Source organism: Methanobrevibacter arboriphilus JCM 13429 = DSM 1125, from assembly GCF_002072215.1.
GTDB classification, from domain to species: Archaea; Methanobacteriota; Methanobacteria; order Methanobacteriales; family Methanobacteriaceae; genus Methanobinarius; species Methanobinarius arboriphilicus.
On sequence record NZ_JXMW01000021.1, the window covers coordinates 13,531 to 34,389 of the forward strand.

General features: G+C 25.3%; 15 protein-coding genes. 5 read left to right on the top strand and 10 right to left on the bottom strand.

Translation table 11 applies throughout. The annotated features are described in order from the left end of the window. Positions 1-133: 133 nt before the first annotated feature. The 4 genes from mptA to MBBAR_RS08115 all read right to left on the bottom strand — a co-directional run bounded on the left by mptA (position 134) and on the right by MBBAR_RS08115 (position 5,284). Complete coding sequence (gene mptA / locus MBBAR_RS08100) at positions 134-1,072, bottom strand: GTP cyclohydrolase MptA (RefSeq protein WP_080460857.1); 939 nt, start codon at positions 1,070-1,072, stop codon at positions 134-136. 251 nt (positions 1,073-1,323) lie between these two features. Beyond that, positions 1,324-2,094 (bottom strand): class I SAM-dependent methyltransferase, encoded by a 771-nt coding sequence (locus MBBAR_RS08105; RefSeq protein WP_080460858.1) that lies wholly within the window; start codon positions 2,092-2,094, stop codon positions 1,324-1,326. Between the two features lie 1,063 nt (positions 2,095-3,157). Then, positions 3,158-3,802 (bottom strand): fibrillarin-like rRNA/tRNA 2'-O-methyltransferase, encoded by a 645-nt coding sequence (locus MBBAR_RS08110; RefSeq protein WP_080460859.1) that lies wholly within the window; start codon positions 3,800-3,802, stop codon positions 3,158-3,160. Positions 3,803-3,985: 183 nt separating this feature from the next. Then, complete coding sequence (locus MBBAR_RS08115; protein ID WP_080460860.1) at positions 3,986-5,284, bottom strand: NOP5/NOP56 family protein; 1,299 nt, start codon at positions 5,282-5,284, stop codon at positions 3,986-3,988. Between the two features lie 329 nt (positions 5,285-5,613). On the opposite strand from MBBAR_RS08115, the gene MBBAR_RS08120 reads away from it, so the two are divergent. From MBBAR_RS08120 to MBBAR_RS08140, 5 genes are all read left to right on the top strand, one after another. Continuing rightward, entirely contained in the window at positions 5,614-6,540 is a 927-nt protein-coding gene (locus MBBAR_RS08120; RefSeq protein WP_080460861.1) for a dihydroorotate dehydrogenase, read from the top strand. Between the two features lie 173 nt (positions 6,541-6,713). Then, on the top strand, positions 6,714-7,544 hold the full coding sequence (locus tag MBBAR_RS08125) for a dihydroorotate dehydrogenase electron transfer subunit (protein ID WP_080460862.1): 831 nt from the start codon (positions 6,714-6,716) through the stop codon (positions 7,542-7,544). 28 nt (positions 7,545-7,572) lie between these two features. Then, a complete protein-coding gene (locus tag MBBAR_RS08130) occupies positions 7,573-8,634 on the top strand; it encodes an AI-2E family transporter (RefSeq protein WP_080460863.1) in 1,062 nt (353 codons plus the stop codon). A 48-nt stretch (positions 8,635-8,682) separates the two neighbouring features. Further along, positions 8,683-10,530: a DNA-directed DNA polymerase gene (locus tag MBBAR_RS08135; protein WP_080460864.1), complete on the top strand. Its 1,848-nt coding sequence runs from the start codon at positions 8,683-8,685 to the stop codon at positions 10,528-10,530. 461 nt (positions 10,531-10,991) lie between these two features. Continuing rightward, positions 10,992-12,317 carry a sugar porter family MFS transporter gene (locus tag MBBAR_RS08140; RefSeq protein ID WP_080460865.1) on the top strand — a complete coding sequence of 442 codons (1,326 nt, stop codon included), beginning with the start codon at positions 10,992-10,994 and terminating at the stop codon, positions 12,315-12,317. A 483-nt stretch (positions 12,318-12,800) separates the two neighbouring features. Here MBBAR_RS08140 and comE read toward each other — a convergent pair whose 3' ends face one another. The 6 genes from comE to psmB form a co-directional block, all read right to left on the bottom strand. Further along, positions 12,801-13,409 (bottom strand): sulfopyruvate decarboxylase subunit beta, encoded by a 609-nt coding sequence (gene comE / locus MBBAR_RS08145; RefSeq protein ID WP_080460866.1) that lies wholly within the window; start codon positions 13,407-13,409, stop codon positions 12,801-12,803. A 48-nt stretch (positions 13,410-13,457) separates the two neighbouring features. Beyond that, complete coding sequence (gene comD / locus MBBAR_RS08150; RefSeq protein ID WP_080460867.1) at positions 13,458-13,949, bottom strand: sulfopyruvate decarboxylase subunit alpha; 492 nt, start codon at positions 13,947-13,949, stop codon at positions 13,458-13,460. 284 nt (positions 13,950-14,233) lie between these two features. Beyond that, on the bottom strand, positions 14,234-15,262 hold the full coding sequence (gene comC, locus MBBAR_RS08155; RefSeq protein ID WP_080460868.1) for an L-sulfolactate dehydrogenase: 1,029 nt from the start codon (positions 15,260-15,262) through the stop codon (positions 14,234-14,236). A 323-nt stretch (positions 15,263-15,585) separates the two neighbouring features. Beyond that, positions 15,586-16,611 carry a phosphoribosylformylglycinamidine cyclo-ligase gene (gene purM / locus MBBAR_RS08160; RefSeq protein WP_080460869.1) on the bottom strand — a complete coding sequence of 342 codons (1,026 nt, stop codon included), beginning with the start codon at positions 16,609-16,611 and terminating at the stop codon, positions 15,586-15,588. Between the two features lie 472 nt (positions 16,612-17,083). Continuing rightward, positions 17,084-18,988, bottom strand: a complete 1,905-nt coding sequence (locus tag MBBAR_RS08165; RefSeq protein WP_080460870.1) for a beta-CASP ribonuclease aCPSF1 — start codon at positions 18,986-18,988, stop codon at positions 17,084-17,086. A 458-nt stretch (positions 18,989-19,446) separates the two neighbouring features. After that, positions 19,447-20,079, bottom strand: coding sequence for an archaeal proteasome endopeptidase complex subunit beta (gene psmB / locus MBBAR_RS08170; protein WP_080460871.1), 633 nt, complete (start codon positions 20,077-20,079; stop codon positions 19,447-19,449). Positions 20,080-20,859: the final 780 nt, after the last annotated feature.

Sequence of the window (20,859 nt, forward strand, 5' to 3'; positions counted from 1 at the left end):
TAAATTATTTTATAGGTTAATATTCCTTCATAAAATACTCTTTTAAATTAATATTAATATAGATTAAATATTTTTTATATTAACCCTATTTTATAGATTAAAACTTTTTTATATTAATACTCTTTAATTTAAATTAATTATCTTCTATTTCTGCTTTTAAATCTCCCATAGTAGAAATTTTCTCTGCAAAAGCATTATGTCTATGAATACTTTCTTCATTAACCTGACGAACAGTTACTAATGTGTCATCTGGAAGATGAGAATAATTTTGAATAATCTTTTCAACCATATTCCTAACACAATCTTCAACAAAGCCAGGTTTTTTGTGTGCTTGCATAACTACAGCATTTTCATCAGGTCTTTTAAGAAGCTCACAAACAGGAGAACTCATAGAATCCTCAATAATTTGAATTATATCTTCTCCACGAACTACATGATGTTCTGGAACTTCTATTATAACAGTCCCAATACCTCTTTGATTATGAGAAGCAAAAGTAACAGTATCTACTACTTTTTGAGTAGTTTCTTCATCTAAAAATTCTAATAGTTTACTTCTATCAGCTTCCATTACAGACTCTTGTGCACATGGACAAACAGTCATTCCTACAACTTCTGCACCAATACTCTTTCTAATCTTAAATTCATCATTGTTTCTGTAACCAACCGCTTTTGCTATAAGTTTTGTCATTTCCTGAGTTTTATTTTCAGTGACTGGAGATTTTTTCACAAACATGAAATCACTAATCATTCTTACCTCAGCCACTTTAGCATATTTATGTTTTTCCATCATTGTCTTGACGATTTCAGCACATAGTGACTCAATCTCAACAGAACTCTTATTTACAACCTCTTCTACAACTTCACTAATAGCTTCTGGACTCCTAGACATATGAATACCGCGCTGATCACTTGGAAGATCAACAAAAGCATCAAATTTAGGAATAAGAACTATAGGTCTTTTTTGACCCCTTTCTATTTTTAAAAGTTTTTTTACCCCAGTAACTCCAACACGAGTTAAATGAACTGGGATTTTAGGCATATTATCTTGTGTATCTGGGAAACAAACTACCAACTGTAACACCACAGTAAACATAAGTCAATTTTATGAATAAATATTATCATTCAGGAATATTTACAAATAATTTAATCAATTTAAAAAAATTTATATTTGCATTCTTAAAACTTTATATATTTTCTATATTTATATACTAACATTTGTACTAATAATCATTTAAAAGTATCTAAAAAATACCAAACGAATACAAAATAATAATTAATTATAAAATAGTAATATAATATTTAATAATGAAATAATAATTACCTTTAGAGTATTCTCGCATCAACAACACAATGAACTACCCCAGGAGAATATCTTTTTATAATCTTATTGCCTAATATTTCTACTTCTCTATCTTCAGCAGCTTTTTTAATTCTTTTTATTGGACGTGTATCCATCAATTTTTCTGGAACAGTCTCATGATAATGAATAATTCCTCCAGAATTAATAGAATTTACAGCTGGAGCTAAAAAATTATGAGTTGTTTTTACATATCCCATTAAAATCCTATCTGCAGATATATTAGGAGTTATTAAAGCAGAATCACCTAAAATAGGTTTTATTACATCATGCCCCCAATTTTTATTAGATCTATGATTAATTTTGTTTAAATATATATTTTTATTAAGATAAAAATAAGATTCTGGGTTTATTTCAATAGAATACACCTTTTGTGGGTTAGAATGAAAAGCAATAGGTATTGAAAAATAGCCAATTCCTGCAAACATATCAACAATTACTTCACCATCTCGAACAAGATTTGCAATCCTCATTCTCTCAGTTGTATTACCTTTTGACCACATAACTTTAGATATATCAAGTTTAAACAAACAACCATTCTCTTTATGAATAGTTTCAGTAGATTTACTCCCTGCTAAAACTTGAACAGAGGGCTTTCTCATTTTTCCATTAATTCCTGTAATTTTAGCTATTGTATCTACATTATGTTCCTTTAAAAGATTGCCTAATTTTCCAATATAAGCATCCTCTAAATTCTTATCAATGATAAGTATTCTACCGATTTTTTTCCACTTCATATTAATCTTTAAAATTGTTTTTTATATTATAAAAGAGTATTAGTAAATTTAATTATATAATCTTAAGTGATATAATTTTAATTTAATATAATTTCAATTAACACAGCTCTAATTACTATAATTCAAATTATTTCAATTAATATATTTTTAATTTTTTTAATTATTATAGTTCTATTAGTATAGTTAATTAATTATAATTCTAATTATATGTTAATTAATATAATTCTAATTATATAATTTTAATAATATAATTTTACATATCCAATGAAAATTCTGATGAGGATAAAATAAGTTTTATAATATATTTTAAATATTGAATAAGTAATTTAAGAGGATTCAAAGCTGAAAAAAGTAATACTTTTTCAAGTTTTTTTAAAATAGTCAATTATTAATGATTTATCATTAAAAAATAGATAGATTAATCAAATAGGGAAAATTCTGTATCAAAAAATAAGTAAAAAAAGTTATTTTTAAAGAATAAGTTCAATCCTCTGGATTTTACCAATGTGGAGTGTATATGAGTGTGAAAATTCCCAGAGGACGAATTATGAACTTTTTCTTATATTGCATTAGCAAATATATTTATAGTAATACTAGTATAAAAAGCTTTCTTTAGTAATACTTTTTTAAAGTTTTTCAAAAAAATATTCTCTACAAAAAAAGAGATAATTATTAAATAAGTATTAATATTATTTATATGATTATAATATATTACTTTAATAGTGTGATTTAATAAATAGAATTTTTAAGATATTTAAATAATGAAACATATATAAAAATAAACATCATAATTATTAAATATTCTAATTATTTATCTCTATTAAAATAGTCTTTATATTTTTAATCTTTAAAACAATCCAAAAAAAATTTTAAAAATATAACAAATAATACTTTATAGGAATAATACTTTTTATAAATAAAATATTAAAAAGTTTTAGAAAAATAATGTTCAGTAAAATAATCTATTGAAATAATCTATTAATAATAGTCTATTTCTATTAATAATAGTCTATTAAAATAATAATAGTAAAAATATAAAAATAATATTTAAAAATAATAAAATCTAAAAAATGTTTTTAACTAAAAAACATATGTGGTCTTTTTCATAAGGCTCAAGTTTAACTTTTTCTACTATTTTAAACCCTTTTTCTTTTAGTTTTTTTTCTTCTTGTTTAAATATCTTTTGTGGTTTCTGATTAACATCAATACTCCTTGATTTAATCATTATAATTCCAAACCCCTCTTCTTTTAAAAAAAGGTTCATATTATCTATAAAAGCATCAGTTTGATTTGGTTGAGCTACATCACAATAAATTAAATCCACTTTAGAAACCAAATTAAGATATTTTTTTGGTTTAGTAGCATCTCCAAGAATTGGAGCAATATTTGGACGTTTTTCACATAAACGGACTAATTTTCGCATACTTACTGGTGAAAATTCTAATGCATAAATAAAACCATCTTTTGCTATATCCGATATATGAGATACTGTAGTTCCAGTAGAAGCTCCAAGATACAGAGTTTCTGATTGTTCAGCAATATTCAAACTTTCAAGTCCATTCAGATATGCTGCAGCTAGTTTAGAACGATTTGGATTCCAAAATCTGTATTCTAAATTATCTTTTTCAAATAGCTGCTCCCCATATACTCTTTTTCCAGGAACAATATTTTCAGTTGCTATTTCACTATCTTTAATATAAATATTCATAATAATCAATTCTTATATAATTTAATCATTTATTATATAAATTACAAAATAATAAGTTACAAGATAATTTTTTATTAAAGCCATTATCAATTCATAATATCGTTTCATTAGGTAAATATTATTTTTTGATAAATATTATTTAATTAAATATTATTTAACTAAATATTATTTTTCAGCTTAATATTACTTCTTCTTTCTTTTTTTATTCTTGAATTTTTTCTTTTTTTCTTTTTTAGTTTTCTTGTATGATTTAGATTTTTTTCCTTTCTCGAAGCTTCTTTCCTCTTTCCTTCTTTTGGTTGTCTTTTTTGGGAAAGGATTGTCTTTTTTAATTTCTTCTACTCTTTCAAGAAAACCTTCAGAAATATTTGGATCAAATTCTCCAGAAAATACATCTTTTCTTACAGCTAATGATATTTTCAAAGCTAAAGTTCTAGCTATTTTTCCTCTAATCCACCAATTATTTGTTCTTACCTGAGGATGTTGGAAAATCAGCCCATGTTTAGGAGGTCTTTCTCCTGTTTTAAGGTGTCTAAATAGAGCTTTTTCTGCCCCCATAATTTGAATAGTAGATGAAGAATACATTGAAAGGTTTTTAATCCCTCCAATATGAGCAATTAGCTTTGCAGCTAAAGAAGATCCAATTAAATCTCTTAAATTTGGAGCTAATTTTTCCATCTTTTTATCTATATATTCTTCTGTTTTATTTCTTGTTTTTTGAAGAGATTGAATTGATTTTGCAAAATTATTTATCATATCTATATCTTCAACTTCTATATCTGCACCACTACTTCCATTTTCAATATCAATTTCATTATTTTTTAATATAATATCAGGAGGAAATTCAATAATTTTTTCTCTATCATTATCTGCAATTAAATTGATAAAACTTTCATTATTTTGAATTATATCAATTTCAGGAAAATATATAACATTCCATTCACGAATTCTTTCTACAAGTTTACTAATAGACTCATCAATTTCATCTATAGAATTAATTGCTTGAATAACTAATTTATCTTCTTCTTTAGAAGATTCCTTCATTTTAAAAATAGCTATTTTGTTATAAATTGAAATTAGTTTAGATTTGTTATTTATTTTTTTAGAATTATTATCTAATCTTTTAGAATTATCTAATTCTTCAGAGTCAAAAAATCCTATTTCAGATAAAACATTACCTAGATTTGATCTAAGGTAATTTCCTCCCCTATTTGGAGTTTGAATATGAATTTTATCTTTATATTCAGTACCTAAATGAGAAATATAATTAGAAAGCCTTATATTACTTTCAATGATTATATTATCATTATTTTTAATCAATCCACTTATTAAATCAATTTCTTCAGTTAAAATTTCATTATTTTCTATTTTAACAAAATTTAAAGGTATATCATCTTCTTTAAAAAGATTATAATCAATTATATTTAATTTTTCATCAAAAGCTATGAAACCTGCAATAGAACTTGTAATATAAATTTCCATAATATAGTTTTTAATTTACATAATTATAAATCTTACATTATCTAAACATTTATAATATAAAATATTAAATTTATTAAATAATATTATTATTAAATGATATTAGTAAATTTGCTAAATAATCATAATAACAATAAAATTTGTAACAAAAACTGAGAATAATAAAATAAAAATTAATAAATCATACACTCAATCATACTACAATGAGCTCAATTATACTATAATAAACTCAATAATACTACAATAAACTCAAGTATGCCATAATAAAATTAAAAATAATAAAATTAAAAGCAATAAAATTAAAAATAACCAATATTAAGTGGAGTTTGTATATGCTTAAAACAGAATTATGTGGAATCAAATTTCAAAATCCTCTCATATTAGCTGCAGGAGTCATGGGAAGTACTGCTTCTTCCTTGAACTGGATTTTAGAATCTGGTGCTGGAGGAGTTGTAACGAAATCTTTTTCAATAAATCCTAACAAGGGTTATAAAAATCCAACAACAGTTGCAGTAAAAGGAGGAATTATAAATGCTATTGGCCTTTCAAGTCCAGGCGTTAAAAAATTCAAAAGTGAATTAAAACTTATTAACAAGAAAAATATGAATGGAGATGAAAATATAGCTATTGCCTCTATTTATGGTTCCAATTCTGATGAATTTGCATATATGGTGAATGAAATAGAGTCTCTTGTTGATATGATTGAATTAAATGTTTCTTGCCCTCATGCAATGACTGGATGCGGTGCAGCTATTGGCCAAGATTCTGATCTCACATATGAAGTTGTTAAAGCTTCAAAAAAAGCAACATCTTCAAATACTCCAATTATAGCTAAACTTACACCTAATGTTACTGATCTTATTCAAATAGCAAAGTCTGCTGAAAAAGCTGGTGCTGATGCAATAACTCTCATTAATTCAGTTGGCCCTGGAATGAAAATTGATATAAATGCTGGAACCCCTATTCTCTCAAATAAATTTGGTGGAATGTCTGGTCCAGCTATTAAACCTATAGCTATCAGATGTGTTTATGACGCTTATACAAATTGTAACATTCCAATTATAGGAGTTGGAGGAATATCCAACTATGAGGATGTAGTTGAATTTTTATATGCTGGAGCATCAGCTGTTCAAATTGGAACATCAATAATGTATGAAGGAATAGACATATTTTCAAAAATAAAAGATAAATTAAAATTCTTCATGAAAGAAAACGATTTTAAATCTATTGATGAAATGATAGGATATGCTAATAAATGATAAGATATGTTGATAAAGGATAGAATATTTTAATAAAGGATAGAATATGCTAACAAATGATAGTATATGCTATTAAATAAGATATTTAATAACTATTAAATCCATTATTGAAAGTTTTATAAAATTATTGGAATTTTTACAAGTTTATTTGGAAATTTACTAAGGGGATTTTAATGAATAAGATTATAAACAATTATGAGATTTTAGAAATTAAAAAAATAATTTCTGAAACTGATACTATTAAAACATTTATATTTAATTGGGAAATGAAAGAAGGTAGAATCCCAATTCCAGGGCAGTTTGTTATGGTTTGGAATTTTTTAGGAAAAAATGATGAAAAACCAATGTCTATTTCTATAATTGATAGAGAGAATAGTAAAATAGGAATTACCGTTAAAAAAATTGGAGACTTTACTGAAAAGCTACATAATTTATCTGTTGGAGATAAATTAGGTATTAGGGGGCCATATGGAAATGGTTTTAATATTGAAAATATAGAAAATAAAAAAATACTAGCTATTGGAGGAGGAGTTGGTATGGCCCCAATAGCTTGTTTTACAAGTTACATAGGACAAAAATCTAATATAGATGTTGTTTGTGCTTCTATAACCAAGGATGAATTATTATTTTCTGAAAAATTGGAAGATAATAGTGCAAATATTTTTACATGTACTGATGATGGGACATGTGGATTTGAAGGATATGCAACTCATCGAACTATTGATTTACTTAAAAGTAAGTCATATGATATGGCAGTTGTTTGTGGACCTGAGCTAATGATGAAAGGAATCTTTGAGTTACTTGAAGATAGAGAAATACCTGCCCAATATTCTATGGAGAGGTATATGAAATGTGCAATGGGAATATGTGGTCAGTGCTGTGTAGACAATACTGGTTGGAGAATCTGCGTAGAAGGGCCTGTTTTTTCAAATAAAGACTTAAAAAAAATTGAAGAGTTTGGAAAGTATCATAGAAATGCTTCAGGTGAAAAAGAATTATATTAAATAATAATTATTATAAAATGGTGTTAAAGTGAGAGAAAAAATTTTTGATACAATTGGATCATCCCTATTTATAATATTGATTTTATTAATAGTGTCATTATTCACATTAATGCCAATATTAAATATGATAATACTTGGAATAATAATAGCTTATGGAATAAAACCAATAAAGAATAAGTTTCAATCTAAGCTTAAATATCCTTCAATATCTATTATATTAAGCATAGTAATTGTTGTTATTCCACTAATATTGTTATTTGCATATACAATTTCAGTTACCATAGACCTATCTTATACATTTATTAATAATAACCACAACATTTTAAATCAAATAAGTTTCAATCAAACAACAAATATTATTAATAGTTATATACCTACTGAAATGCAGTCATCAACCGAATCAATTACTACTACAATAACAGAATTGATAAATGACATACTAAAATTATTCTTTGGGTATTTCATAGAGTTTGTAAAATCACTGCCATTTGTTATGGTTCAAGTATTTGTTTTAATATTCTCAACATTTTATTTTGCAAGAGATGGTTATAAAGTAAAATCATATGTTAAATCATTTATTCCAAAAGAAAAGCATCAATTCTTTGGAAATATGATTAAAGAAATTAAAATTGTGTTAAAAAGTATATTTTACGGACATTTTCTAACAGGATTTATTATTGGGCTTATTGCAACCATTGGATTTTTCATATTAGGATATCCTTATGCTCTATTTTTAGGTATTTTAACTGGTGTATGCCAATTAATACCAATTATTGGTCCTTGGCCAGTTTATACAATATTATTCATATATGATATGATATCTGGAAATTATGTAAGGGGAATTATAGTATTACTATTCGGATTTGGTTTAAGTTTAAGTGATATGTATATAAGACCTACTCTTTCTGGAAAATATGTTGATATTCATCCCATGATACTTTTACTTGGATTCGTATCTGGACCAATCGTTTTCGGATTGATTGGATTTATATTAGGTCCTTTAATATTGGGAATTACTTATGCTGTTGTTAAAACATATAAAAATGAAAAAGAAAGGTTAAGTTTAGAAAATAAAAATATAGCCATCTAAAAAGATAAAAACAAAACCATATAAAAAAACAATTTGAAATGATCGATTATGGAAATTAAAAATATAATATTATTGGATATTGATTATATAACTCATGAAGAAAAAGCTGTTATACGTCTTTTTGGAAAGGAAAAAGATGAAAATGGTAAAACAGGAGAAAAAAAGATCATAGCTTTAGATGATACTTTTGAACCTTATATATATGTAATAGCTAATGATATAGAAAAATGTATAGAAGATATTGAAAATTTAGATTTTAAACTTAAAAAGATTGAAAAGGTTCATAAAAAGAAATTTCAAATTAAAGGTGAATTTTTAAAAGTAACATTTACACATCCTCAAGATGTTCCAAAAATAAGGGAAACAATAAGAGATCTTGAATCTGTTGATGATATAAGAGAACATGACATCCCTTTTTATAGAAGATATCTTATTGATAATAATATTTTCCCAATGTCAGAAATAGAACTTTCTGGAGAAACAATCCCTTCTTTTCCAAGTATTAAATCTAAAGATTCAAATTTAGAAATAATGAAATTAAAAAAGTCTCCTAAAACAATAGATAGTGAATTTCCAAATTTAAGAATATTAAGTTTTGATTTAGAAGTTAGAAACCCTGATGGAATGCCAAATTCAAAAAAAGACGAAATAATAATGATTGGTATTTCAAGTAATTTTGAGGTTAAAAAAGTAATCTCTACAAAAGGAAAAGAACTAGATTTTGTAGAAACTGTTTCCTCAGAAGAAGAAATGATAAAAAAATTTGTAGAACTTGTTAAAAATAATAATGTAGACATTATTGTAGGATATAATTCTGATAATTTTGATTTTCCTTATCTTAAAGATAGAGCAGGAATTTACAACATAAACCTTGATTTTGGAATGGATGGTTCAGGAGTGAAATTCTTAAGAAGAGGTTATGCAAATGCTGCTTCTTTTAAAGGACTTATACATGTTGATTTATACTTAGTTATGAGAAGATATATCAGTTTAGATAGATATACTTTAGAAAGAGTTTATTTTGAGTTATTTGGTGAAGAAAAGATTGAAGTGCCTGGAGATAGAATTTATCAATTTTGGGATAATGGTGGAGAAGAATTAACAAACTTATTTAATTATTCATTAGATGATGTTGTATCTACTTTAAAGATAGCTGAAGAAACATTACCTCTTAGCTTAGAATTAACTCGAATTGTAGGGCAGCCATTTTTTGATTTAACTCGTATGGCAACAGGACAACAAGCTGAATGGTATTTAGTACGAAAAGCATATGAAGACAACGAGCTTGTTCCAAATAAACCGACTGGAGGAGAATTTTCTTCAAGAAGATCAGAAAGTGCTGTAGGAGGTTATGTAAAAGAACCAGAAAAAGGATTACATGATAATTTAGTACAATTTGATTTTAGAAGTCTGTATCCTAGTATAATAATTTCAAAAAATGTTTCTCCAGATGTTCTTTTAAAAAAACATTTAGGTGATGATTATAATATAGCTAATTATCTTTATAAAGAAGAAACAGATGAAGATGAAAACAAATTCAATATATCTCCTGAATATGATAATAAATTTGCAAAAACTCCAAAAGGATTCATTCCTTCTGTAATAGGTAATGTAATTAGTGAAAGATTAAAAATAAAAAGACAGATGAAAGAAACTGATGATCCTACTGAGAAAAGAATATTGAAAGTACAGCAAGATGCATTGAAACGACTTGCAAATACTATGTATGGAATTTATGGATTTTCGAGATTTAGATGGTATTCTATGGAATGTGCCGAATCTATCACTGCATGGGGAAGAGATTATATAAAAGAAACAATGAAAAAATCAGAAGAATACGGTTTTAAAGCAATTTATGCAGATACTGATGGATTTTATGCTAAATATGATAGATAAAAAAGTATTATTTTTAGATTATTTATAAATAAATTATTATTCATCTTTAAAAGTAAATTTAAAGTTTAATAGCTTATTTTTATTAAAACTATTTTTATTTTTTATACACTATTATTTCTGTTGTTAATATTATTTTTAATTATTAAAATTATTTTTATTATTATTTCTATTATTAATATTATTTTTAATTATTTACTATTACTTCTTTTTATTTAATTTACTTTGTTTATAATTTATTAGGATTTTTATTTGAATTTTATTATTATGATTTTATGATTTTTATTATTGTTTTATTATAAATTTATATAAATTTTATATAAGTTTACTATTAAAATTTTAAAAGATATAAGTTATATGAATTAAAAAGTTATATTTAATTAGAAAAACAATTTAATTAATAACAAATAACTAATATATGTTGCATAAAATATTCTTTAGTTGAAATAGTATATATCAGTTCCATGACAAACTATAAACATTTATATTGGATAATATCTATTGTAATGACTGGAGGAATAGTCTGCGGTTTAAATATCGCGGGAATTTCAGGAGCAGTTAGTCAAATCCAGAGTATCTTTAGTTTAAATGATACTGGAATAGGAATAGTAGTAAGCTCGCTTACTATTGGATGTATTATAGGATCAATGATATTAGGCTATTCATCAGAAAAATATGGTAGAAAAAAAACATTAATTTTAACTTCAGTACTATTCACTATTTCCTCAATAGGTAGTGCATTATCTACCTCCCCATTGTCATTAATATTTTATCGTTTTATTGGAGGAATAGCTGTTGGAACAATTTCATTTTTAGGACCATTATATATTTCAGAAATATCCCCTCCAAAAATTAGAGGAAAACTCGTTTCTCTCAGCCAATTTGCCATTGTTATTGGTATTCTTTTAGCTTATATTTTTGACTATTTTTTAATAGGTATAACCAATTCTTGGAGATATATGTTATTAGTTCCCTTTATTTTCAGTATTATATATATGGTGCTTTCAACCATTTATCTTCCTGAAAGTCCACGATGGTTAGTAATTAATAATAAAAAATCAGAAGCAAAAAATGTTTTTGAAAAAATAGAAGGGAAAAAATTAGCTAAAAAATATATAAATAACATCGAAGAATCTTTATCTATAAAAAATAAAATATCATTTAAATATTTCTTAAAAGGTAACATTAGAAAGATAATATTAATAGGGCTTCTTTTAGCTATTTTTCAGCAAGTTGTAGGGATAAATGCGATTATAACTTATGCTCCAATGATATTTGAAAATATAGGAATTCAATCACAAAATGCATTATTACAATCAATTTTAATAGGTTTTGTGAATTTTTCAGCTACTATCATTGCACTTTGGTTAATTGATAAGAAAGGTCGTAAAATATTGCTTATTTATGGAGCAATAGGGATGACAATAACATTATTATATCTTACTTATGCTTTTAGTTTTAGTCAAAACAATATTTTAATACTAATAGCTATTTTAATGTATGTTATATTTTATGCATCATCGTTTGCACCTATTCTTGGAGTTATTAACTCAGAAATATTTTCAAATAACTTCAGAGGAATAGGTATGTCATTTGCAGCTGCAGTAAACTGGTTATCTGCGTTTTTAGTAGTGCAATTTTCTCCATATATTATAAATAATTTAGGAGGGTCTGTATTATTTGGAATTTTTGCAGTCTTTAGCTTATTAGCACTAATATTTGTTAAACTTTATATTCCTGAAACAAAAAATAAGTCTCTAGAAGAAATAGAAAAAGAATTAAATTCATAAAAACAATATTTTTAATAAATTAACATTATTAAGTAATATTTTAATTTATTAGATAATATTAATATTATTAGTTAAAATGTTAATTGATAATTTTTAATAAGATTTTTAATTAAAATTAGTGTTATTTTATAAATGGATATACTGGATATATTATTAAATCTAAAAATTTAAAAAATTATTTAAAAACAGCTGAAATAAAATAAAAAACCTTAAATTGAGTTTAAAAGTCATTGAGAAAGCTAATCTCAATCTATAGAACAAGGCGGGAAACACTAAAACTAGAATTTTACAGAGTTTATATTAAAAATATAGAATTTTTAACAGAACGATTCACTACGATATACTATAAAATCATCGACAGAGAATCATTCACAAAAAACTGGAAAGAAAAATACATAACAAAAAATAAGTCTCAAACTATAATAGTTGCAATAACAACAAAATATAAAAATTAAGGGTTTATAATATAAAATTTACAAATTATTAATGATTGTTGGTATTTAATGAATCCATAAATCTATTTTTAATTTCTTCAGGACTAAAATCTATAATTGGAGAATCAGCATTTCCTGGAAGAATTTTATAGTGGATAAAAACAGGATCTTCACATTCATCAAGTAAAATATCCTCAAAATCAATATCATTATAATCATGACAATTTTTAAAACCAATGCTTTTAGCTACTTCTAAAAGATCAATATTTTGTGCATAAGTACACTGATTACCAGTAGATCCATAACATCCATTATCAAAAACAACCAGAATGAGGTTTTTTGGATTTTGATTGTAAATTGTGACTAATGAGCCCATGTTCATTAAAACAGAGCCATCACCATCAAAAACAATTATTTTTTCTTTATTTTTTTTAAAACCATCTGCATTGGTACCTTTTTCATTGGTATTGGAATTATCATTAGCAATAGCTAAGCCTAGGCCAATAGAAGAAGCAAGCCCCATTGATCCTAACATGTAAAAATTCTTGGACCTATCTTTAATTTCAAAAAGCTCTCTAGAAGGAAATCCAATATTACATACAATAATCTCATCATCAACATATTTCATTATATCTAATATTGCATCAAAACGTTTCATAATAAGGAATCCTTAAAATTTATTTAATATTTATAATTTGTTTAAAAATCACCAGTAGTTTATATCTAATAATATTGAAATAGGAGATCCTTTATCAACAGACAAATCCCAAGATTTAGATATAATACCTTTTGCATCAGTGGGATTTTTAGGATTAAAATATTCTAATTCCATTGCATCCAATACTTTTGGAGTTGCTTTACCCATTGGAACTTGACCCACAATTGGTTCTCCTTCAGTTCCTCTGTGACTCATTATCATTACAATTGGCAAAGAATATAGCTGATAAAGAGATCCTAAAGCATTTACACAGTTGCCAAGACCAGAGTTCTGCATTAAAATAGCAGTTTTTTTACCTCCGAAATAAGCTCCAGCACATATTCCAAGCCCTTCCTCTTCTCTTGTAACTGGAACATGAATTATATCTTCATCTTCATCAATTATTTCAAGTATTTTTCCAAGATTTACACAAGGAACACTAACAATAAAATTAATTCCAGCTGATTTCAATCCTTGATAAACTGCTTCACTACTATCCAATTAAAAAACCTCATTTATAAAAAAATATGAATATTTTAAATTTATATATTAAATATAAAATAATTTAAGTTTAAAATAATTTTAAATGTTATGTAATATAGTTTAAAACAATTAAAATATGAAATAATTTAGTTTAATAATACCAATGATTAATAGAAATAATAATAGAAATAATTATAGGAATAATAATAGAAATAATTATTAAGAGTAATATATGAATAATCATTAAATTTAATAATCATTAAGAAAATTTATAACTAAAAAATTTATAAATATATTCCAAATTATTCAGAGATATATTCATTAATATCAATATCTAAACCATCACAAATTTCCTTTAAATTATCATATAATTTTTTATCCACAGCTAATCCATATTTTTCATTTTCGGCAATATTTCTCACTTCAAGATCACCAGGAATAAAAGTATCCCCAGTTTCACGAACTTCAGTAACAAACTCTTCATTTTTTTCTTTAAATTCATCAAGATCAACAAACTTAGAAGGATCAATAGCTATGAAAAGATCTCCCTTAGTACATTTTTGCGTATGATTAGCCGTTCCTTTAACTCCAGTTCCAACAGAAGCATTAACCAAAGTTCCTGTCATTAATTCAATCATAAAAGCTAAAGCATATCCTTTATGTGCACCGAATGGTAATATAGATCCTTTCAAAGCTTCAGCAGGGTCTGTTGTAGGATTACCTTCACTATCTAAAGCAACACCTTCAGGTATCTTTTTACCTTTTCTTAAAGATTCTAATAATTTTCCTCTAGCTGAAGCAGAAGTAGCCATATCAACAGCAATATATGTATCTTTAGAAGGGATTCCTATAGCAATTGGGTTAGTTCCAATCATAGGTTTATTTGCTCCTAAAGGAGCAATAGCTGGTTCAGTATTAGCAGTAACAATACCTATAACATCATTCCTTATAGCTAAATCAGAATAATATCCAGTAACTCCAAAATGGTTAGAATTATGTGTTCCTACAGCCGCTATACCCATTTTTTTAGCTTTTTCAATTGCCAACATCATAGATTTATGAGCAACTAGTTGTCCAAAAAGACCATTACCATTTACAAGAGCCATAGCATCGGTTTCTCTTTCAATTGTGAGATCTCCATCGGTTTTAATATTACCATTTCCAATACCATGAATGTATTGAGGGAATCTTCCAATTCCATGAGAAGTAAATCCTTTTAAATCAGCATCTAAAGTAGCATCAGCTACAATTTCAGCATCTTCTTTATTCAAGCCCAGTTTAGTTAATATTGCTATTAAAAGTGATTTTTCTTTTTCTGCTGTTAATATCATTAAAACACCCTAAATATTTTAAATTTCTTATCTTATAAATAATATTCCTTCTTATAAATAATATTTCTCATAAGTAATCATTATTAATATACTTATTATTTTAATATTTTTACTATAATATTTTATTATAATTAATAAATAATACTTATTATAAATAATAATATTTTTAAAGTAGTTATAATTAATAAAATAGCTAAAAATGAATAAATTAATATATTTCAAATTTCAATATATTTAAAACTAATTTATTTTAAATAATATATTTCAAATCAAATTATTATAAATAACATTTTCAAACCAATTTATTTCAATTTAACTAATTTTTAATATTCAATTTCATTAGATTTAAAAGTTGTAATTTTGACTTTATTGGAATCTGATGTTACTTTACCGATTTTATATGATTCACAATTATTTTTTAAATTATCTAATGCTTTATCTGCATCTTCCTCAGAAACAATTACAACAAAACCAATACCCATATTGAATACTTTATACATTTCTTCTAAAGATACTCCCTGATCATATATTAATTTAAAAATTTCTTGAGGTTCAGGAAGGTTATTTATGTCAAAACCAACATTTTTATTTAATCTTTTAAGATTATTAAATCCACCACCAGTTATATGAGCTAAACCTTTTATATTAAGATTATTTTCAAGTAAATTAATAATTGGTTTAACATATAGTTCTGTTGGGCGTAATAACTCTTTTCCAATAGTAGTATCTTGATCATTTGGTAAAGGATCATTAATATCAAATTTATTATTTTCAAGAAGAACTTTTCTAGCTAAACTCAAACCATTACTATGAATACCACTACTTCTAATACCAATAAGAATATCTCCATCAGAAATATCTGCACCAGTTATAATTTTATCAAGATCAACAAAACCAATTCCAGTTCCAGCAAGATCAAAATCATTCACGACTTCTGGAAGTGAAGCTGTTTCTCCACCAATTATAGCTATGTTTGAAAGTTTTGCACCATGAGCAAGGCCCTCAGCAATTTCTTCAGCAATTTCAGGATTAGGTTCTTCAACAGCTAGATAATCAACTAAAGCTATTGGCTCTGCACCTACACATAGTATATCGTTTACAACCATCGCAATACAATCAATACCAATAGTATCATATTTTTCCATCATCTTAGCTACTAATATTTTACTGCCAACACCATCAGTACTCATTGCAATTCCACGATTGCCAATTTTAACTAAAGCTGCAAAATGCCCACTTTCAGTTATAATATCCCTATATTTTAAGGTTGGTTTTAATTTTTCTGCCAATTTGGCAACTGTAACTTCTTCAAGATCTATGTCAACTCCAGAATCGGAATAGGTAACCATTTACTCACCATTTTTCTAAAATAAATTAATGATTGAAATATTTATATAAAAAACTTAACTATATTTATCCTTAACGATATCTAAAACTTAATTATATCAGACTTAATCATGTCTAAATTTAATTATATCTATATATCTAAACTTAACTAACCTAAATTTAATATATAGACTTAAATATATAATAACTCAATTTTAATATAATACTTATGTTTATATCAACCTAATATCTATATATCAATCCAATATCTATATATCAACCCAATACCTATATATCAACTCAATACCTTTATATCAACCTAAAACTATTTATTAGAATGATTTAAAAAATTAAATATAGATTAATATTTTTCAATATATTTATTATAAAGTTTATATGAAAATCTATTATATGAATATTCTTATAACACGAATATTTATTGATTTCATATTATTTATAATTATTATATTAAAAAACTATTATATTAAGAGTCATTTATTGAATTCTAGTAGATTCTAAATTAAGTGGTGTCTTAGTTTCAATTTTATAACTTCTATGAACACTTGAAGCTAAATCTAATGTTTTATATGCATCTCCATGACACATTATAACTTTTTCTGGTCTTGGAGAAAGTTTCTTTACATATTCCATTAATTGACGCCTATTAGAATGACCACTAAAACCTTCAATAGTTTTAATCTCCATTTTAACATTATAAAGTTTAGTCTTACCTTCTTCTTTTAAAGGAATTTCTTTCCATCCTTTTTGTATTCTTCTACCAAGAGAACCTTCAGACTGATATCCAACAAATATAAGAGTGCTTTTTTCATCTTCACTCAACCATTTAAAGTATTCAACAGAATTACCACCAGTCAACATACCAGAAGTTGAAAGAATAATACAAGGCTCACCTTCCACAATATCTTTCCTTTCATTAACATTTTGAACTTTATGGAAAGATTCTGAAATAAATGGATTTCTACCCATGTGGAATATTTGATCTCTAAGATCTTTACTTAAATATTCTGGTCTTGCAGTATGAATAGCTGTAGCTTCCCAAATCATACCATCAATATAAATTGGAACTTCTTCTATCATACCATGACGCATATACTCTTCTAAAACTATCATTAATTCCTGAGCTCTTCCAACAGCAAAAACAGGAATCAAAACTTTTCCTCCACGCTTAAGAGTTTTATAAATAGTTTTCATCATCTGTTTTTCAGCATTATTTCTTGAAGGTTGAACATCCTCATGACCACCATAAGTACTTTCCATAACAACAGTTTCAACTCTTGGAAATCTAGCTGTAGCAGGTTCTAGAAGTCTACTTCTTTCATATTTAAAGTCCCCAGTATAAACCATATTATGTTGACCATCACCGATATGCATATGAGACATTGCAGAACCGAGAATATGTCCAGCATTATGGAGAGTAAGACGAATATCAGGAGAAATATCAGTTACTTCACCATAATCAAGAGTTATTGTATGTTTAATACTTTTTTGAACATGTTTAATATTAAATGGAAGAGGATCATCTTCTCTATGAGCAATATCAATATGATCAAGTTGAAGTAGTGTCATCAAGTCCCTAGTTGGAGCAGTACAATAAATAGGGCCTTCATAACCATAATGATAAAGATAAGGCAAAAATCCAGTATGATCTAAATGAGCATGTGAAATTACTACTGCATCAAGATCAGCTAAGGAAAATTCTGGAACATTAAGGAATGGATATGCACTTTTTTCATCCCCAGCAACATTAACTCCACAATCAAGAAGAACACGACTATTTGGTGTTTGAAGTAACATACATGAACGACCAACTTCTCTAAATCCTCCCATAGAAGTTAATCTTGCCCATTCATTTTCATATTTTGAACCTTGATGTATTCTAGTACCGAGATCTTGTAATATCTTTTTTCTCTCCTTACTATTATGTTTAAGAGTATTTCTAACCCTTTCAATAATTTCAGAAGATATTGGAGGAGTTCTTAATATTTTAGGAGCCCAACCAGTATTTTTAACAACTTCTCTAGAAGTTACTCCATATTTTCCAATAACAAGCCCTGGTTTTTTAGCTTCAATAACAACTTCACCAGTTACCTCATCAAAATAGATATTTGTAATTTTTGCTTCTTCTGGTACAATTTCATGTATTTTGTCAATTGTTTTTTCAGGATCTAAAAGTACTGATTTGTCAGATCTGATTATGATTCTTTTTCTTAGGTCTTTAGCTAAATTTCTAATTAAATCTCCATTTTCAGTTATTATTTCTGGATTTTTTGTATAAATAACAACTTCTGGACCTTCAAATTCAACTTTAGCTACTTGCACTCTTTCAGGAAGTCTTTGTACGATTGTTTTTTTGATTTCTTCAAGAATCTCTGAAGTCATATAATCACTTTGAAAAATAAGATGTGTAAAAATCTTGATTTAAACAAAAATTATCTAAAAATTCTAAATATTTTATATTATCCTTTCTAAATATTTTATATTATTCTAAATTTTATATTATCCCAAATAATTAAATAGTTCAAAAATAATTCAAAAATTTGAAATATAATCTAAAATTATATGATTTTTGAAATTTATGTATTTTAAAATGTTTAATTAATATGAAATACTATATGTAAAAATGATTTCTAGAAATTTCTAAAAATTCCTAGAAATGAAATATTAGTATTATAAATATTAAAAATATTATAAGAATTTTTAATTTAAATTTTGTAAAAAATGTATTTTCATGAAAACAGTCTTTAACAAATAATATTTTGTTTGCTCAAGTATTTTCCAATATACACATATTTTAATAAAATAAGTTTTAATAAATAAAAAATGTAAAATTAGTTAAATTAACTAATCTCTTTTAATTTTGCTTCAACAATATCTTTAGATAACATTTCGAAGCCTTTTTCACTATCAACAGTAGCTACTAAAATACCATTTCCAGAATAAGTATCCCGTTCCATAGCTGATCTAATAGCCCTAATAGCTACATCAACACCCTCTTCAACAGTAATATCTTCTTTTACTCTGTCTTCTAGTACACCATAGGAAAAAGTAGAACCAGATCCAGTAGATATAAATGAATCCTTAATCATTCCTCCAGCAGGATCAAGAGAATAAATTGAAGCTCCATTTTCATCAACTCCACCAAGTAAAGTTTGCACATACAATGGAGAAGAGTGTAAAATATTTGCAGCTAAAGCTGAAGCAGATTCAATGCTAATATTCTCACCATTTCTCATTTTATATAATGAAACTTCCGCACTTATAACTTTCATTAAACTTTGTGCATCAGCAACAGATCCTGCAATTGTAGCTGCAATATGATCATCAATTTTGAATATTTTTTCCGCGACTTTATGAGCTACCAAATTTCCCATACTAGCTCTTCTTTCGCTAGCGAAGACAACACCATCAGTGCATGTAATACCTACAGTTGTAGTGCCTTCTAATGTATCTAATGTGTTTTTATTATTCATCCAATAACACCTCTTAATGATAATAATTCTATTAAACAATAATTTTTATTTTGAATTATTATAATATAAATTTTAATAATATAATATGAATTTTAATAATTAATATAAATAATAATCAATATAAGTTTTAATTAATATTAATATAACTTTTAATTAATATAAATTTTAACAATACGGATAATTAATTTAAAGTTATAAGTTAAAGTTATTTTTTAAAATTATTTTTCAAAAATAAAGCTAAAAATCACCTGTAAACAATTTTTAATAAAAAATTTGATAATAATTAAATATTATATTATAAAATTAGCATAGTTTTAATTAGATATATTCACAAACCTTAGGAATGAATAAACATATTAACATAATTTAATCTAAATCAATTTAACATGTTCAATCTAAGTAATAATATTTATGTATTTTACAGATATATAATGTTTTCTATAATTAATGCTTCATAACTTTATTTAATTTTATTCTAAAAAATTTCTACAAAAATTGAAAAAATTAATAGAACAGTGATTTTATATTATATAGTATATTTATATTATATAGTATATTCAAATATAGTATATTCAAATCTGAAATTATTAAATATAAGTTACAAAAACAATAAAATAAAAAAATATTAAAACTATTAATTAAAATTATCTAATTTTATATTATAAAATTACCTAATTATTATATTAGATTACATAATATTATTATATTATAGTATTATATTATAGTATTATATTATAGTATTATATTATAATTTTACATTATAATTTATTATTAATATAT

Coding starts and splice junctions, on each gene's coding strand:
- comE (WP_080460866.1), bottom strand. CDS start 13,409: ATGAAACGTTTTGATGCAATATTAGATATAATGAAATATGTTGATGAT.
- MBBAR_RS08105 (WP_080460858.1), bottom strand. CDS start 2,094: ATGAAGTGGAAAAAAATCGGTAGAATACTTATCATTGATAAGAATTTA.
- MBBAR_RS08165 (WP_080460870.1), bottom strand. CDS start 18,988: ATGACTTCAGAGATTCTTGAAGAAATCAAAAAAACAATCGTACAAAGA.
- purM (WP_080460869.1), bottom strand. CDS start 16,611: ATGGTTACCTATTCCGATTCTGGAGTTGACATAGATCTTGAAGAAGTT.
- MBBAR_RS08110 (WP_080460859.1), bottom strand. CDS start 3,802: ATGAATATTTATATTAAAGATAGTGAAATAGCAACTGAAAATATTGTT.
- MBBAR_RS08120 (WP_080460861.1), top strand. CDS start 5,614: ATGCTTAAAACAGAATTATGTGGAATCAAATTTCAAAATCCTCTCATA.
- psmB (WP_080460871.1), bottom strand. CDS start 20,079: ATGAATAATAAAAACACATTAGATACATTAGAAGGCACTACAACTGTA.
- MBBAR_RS08135 (WP_080460864.1), top strand. CDS start 8,683: ATGGAAATTAAAAATATAATATTATTGGATATTGATTATATAACTCAT.
- MBBAR_RS08115 (WP_080460860.1), bottom strand. CDS start 5,284: ATGGAAATTTATATTACAAGTTCTATTGCAGGTTTCATAGCTTTTGAT.
- MBBAR_RS08125 (WP_080460862.1), top strand. CDS start 6,714: ATGAATAAGATTATAAACAATTATGAGATTTTAGAAATTAAAAAAATA.
- comC (WP_080460868.1), bottom strand. CDS start 15,262: ATGATATTAACAGCAGAAAAAGAAAAATCACTTTTAATAGCAATATTA.
- MBBAR_RS08140 (WP_080460865.1), top strand. CDS start 10,992: ATGACAAACTATAAACATTTATATTGGATAATATCTATTGTAATGACT.